The following is a 2467-nucleotide window of genomic DNA, read 5'->3' on the forward strand; positions in this document are numbered from 1 at the left end:
GAGTGTAGAATAATATTATTAGCGGAGATATTCATAACAGTTGCACCATATTAAAAAAAGAGAGTTAAAGAGCATTTTTGAATTATACACATTGAAAGAAACAATAATATGAAAATAGATTTCACTAATAAAAATAAAAACCAGGTCACCTTTATAATTGATATGTTATTATAAACTTTCTTTTTTTATTAGAGTTAGTAACTTAATATGCCAATTATATCTAAATATTCAAATGAACAAATCGAAACCATACTTAATGAAGTTATTGATGTATTACGCAAAAACGACGTTTCAGTTGATTTAAGTTTAATGATCCTCGGTAATAGCACCACTCATATTATTAATAACAATGTACCAGTAAACAAACGCGCTGAAATTAGTGAAAAGTTTGTCAAAGCCTTTACCTCTTCAATTAAAACAAAAGAATAATAAATCAAATGGTTGAAACTGGTCATAAATTTCACGATAGCGTCTCCCGTTTAATCAGCTGGGGACACTGGTTTACTTTTTTCAACCTGATACTGGTTTCGTTGATAGGCCTGCGTTATGTAAAATATGCGGGTTTGTCCGATTCTGGGTTAGGCATTGCTTATCAATTTACCAGCTTAATCGGCCACTTCAGTTTTTTAAGTGCAATGGTTTTTGGGGTGATTTTATTCCCGCTGGCGTTTATTATTCCCTTTCAACGCTTATATCGCCTTTGTGCCATACTCATTAGCACAGCAGCTATTACCTTTCTAATCCTTGATACGCAAATATTTAAACTTTATAACTTTCATCTGAATCCGTTAATTTGGCAGTTTTTACAGCGCCCCGAGCAAGTTGAACAAATTTACTCAATCAATTTACACTATATTTCGATTCCGATTATCTTTGCAATTGAGATTTTTATCTCCTTCTTTGTTTGGAAAAAAGCTAGGTTTCTACAAGCAAAAGCAATTGGTAAACCAATCGCAATATTTCTGTTTACGGCTTTTGTCATTACCCATTTAACATTTATATGGGCCGATGCGACACAATACCGTCCCATTACACAACAAAAAGCGAGCTACCCTCTTTCGTATCCAATGACCGCACGTACTTTTTTGAAAAAACAGGGCTGGTTAAGTGACGATAAATTACTTAAACGTATAAGCCAGCAAACGGCTAGTGAGGTAAAAGAATTACGTTACCCAATTACACCTTTAAGTTACCTTGCGCCACAAACGACAGCAGCAGCAAAAAATATTTTACTGATTACTGTTGATGCATTACGTGCAGATATGCTCAATGAAAAAAACATGCCATTTGTATATCAACTCAGTCAGCATGGATTAACTTATAAGAATCATTTTAGTGGCGCCAGCAATCGCCCTCAGGGATTATTCAGCTTGTTTTATGCCCTGCCTAATCGCTACTGGTCAGAGATAACTCTTAACTATATTCCGCCCGTTTTGATAACGCGTTTAGCACAACAGAACTATCAATTTGGTCTATTTTCAAGCATAGGTTTTCTTCATCCTGAATTTTTACAAAGTAGTTTTAGCCAGATAAAAACCAAGGAATTAAAGAATTACTCGACAGCAAATAACAACGTCAGCACCACGCAAAAGTGGCAGAAATGGCTTACAGGACAAGATGAGACTCAAAAGTGGTTTGGCTTTTTGCATTATGAACAAGCGAACAAATCGGCAACTCAAAACGCTGCTGCTTTAAGCTTAGCCGCACGAAGCGAGAAACTTTCGCTCTATCAACAACAGGTATTAAGTACAGATCAGCAAATCAAAGAGGTTATTTCTACATTACAAAAGAAACAACAGCTGGATAATACAATCGTATTAATTACCGGTACACATGGTGCTTCATTTGAAAAAAAATCGAGTACAGAAGCCGCTATCAGTAATGCTCATGTGCCTTTAGTGATTTTATGGCCGGGTGAAAAAAATGCACGGCAAATAACGCGCATGACTAGCCATCTGGATATTGTGCCTACTTTAATGGAAGAGCTTCTGGGTAGTCAATCTAGTGCAGATCAATACAGCAGTGGTCAGAGTCTGTTTGATAATAGTCAACGCCAATATTTACTTTCTGGTGATTTGAAAAAATATGTGATTTATGAACGCGATAAAATTACGCAGTTTTCAAATGATGGCCAGATAGATAGTATCAACTGGCAAGGAAAAGCATTAGATGATGATGATATTGATATTACCCTGTTAATTGACGTGTTATCTAAACTGCGCCGTTTTAATTCTTATTAGATATTAGGGCCTGTTTATCTTTGAAGTTTGCCCCTGTTGAGTCTGAAAGTTTCTCAATCAAGGCGCGAAGAACGAGGTTTAGTTGTTCTAAATGAGTGATGAGCAACGCAGAGCGAGGGATTTTCAGGCTCAACCCGAAGGGCTGGGGCTATTTTTCCACTCAACTTCGTTCTCAGTCATTAATGTAGAGTAACTACACTGCATGACTTCCGCCTTGCTGAGCATAA

2 protein-coding genes are annotated in these 2467 nt (G+C 36.6%); both read left to right on the top strand.

Annotation, left to right across the window (positions count from 1 at the left end):
- Nucleotides 1–207 precede the first annotated feature (207 nt).
- Entirely contained in the window at nt 208–429 is a 222-nt protein-coding gene (locus tag AC4GME_RS18675) for a YejL family protein (protein WP_490378652.1), read from the top strand.
- 8 nt (nt 430–437) lie between these two features.
- Nucleotides 438–2240, top strand: a complete 1803-nt coding sequence (locus tag AC4GME_RS18680) for a DUF3413 domain-containing protein (RefSeq protein WP_490378653.1) — start codon at nt 438–440, stop codon at nt 2238–2240.
- The last annotated feature ends 227 nt before the right edge of the window (nt 2241–2467 follow it).

Source organism: Psychromonas sp. (assembly GCF_983033635.1).

Bases quoted from the DNA above. Each gene is read 5' to 3' on its own strand.
- AC4GME_RS18680 (WP_490378653.1), top strand. From the start codon at position 438: ATGGTTGAAACTGGTCATAAATTTCACGATAGCGTCTCCCGTTTAATC.
- AC4GME_RS18675 (WP_490378652.1), top strand. From the start codon at position 208: ATGCCAATTATATCTAAATATTCAAATGAACAAATCGAAACCATACTT.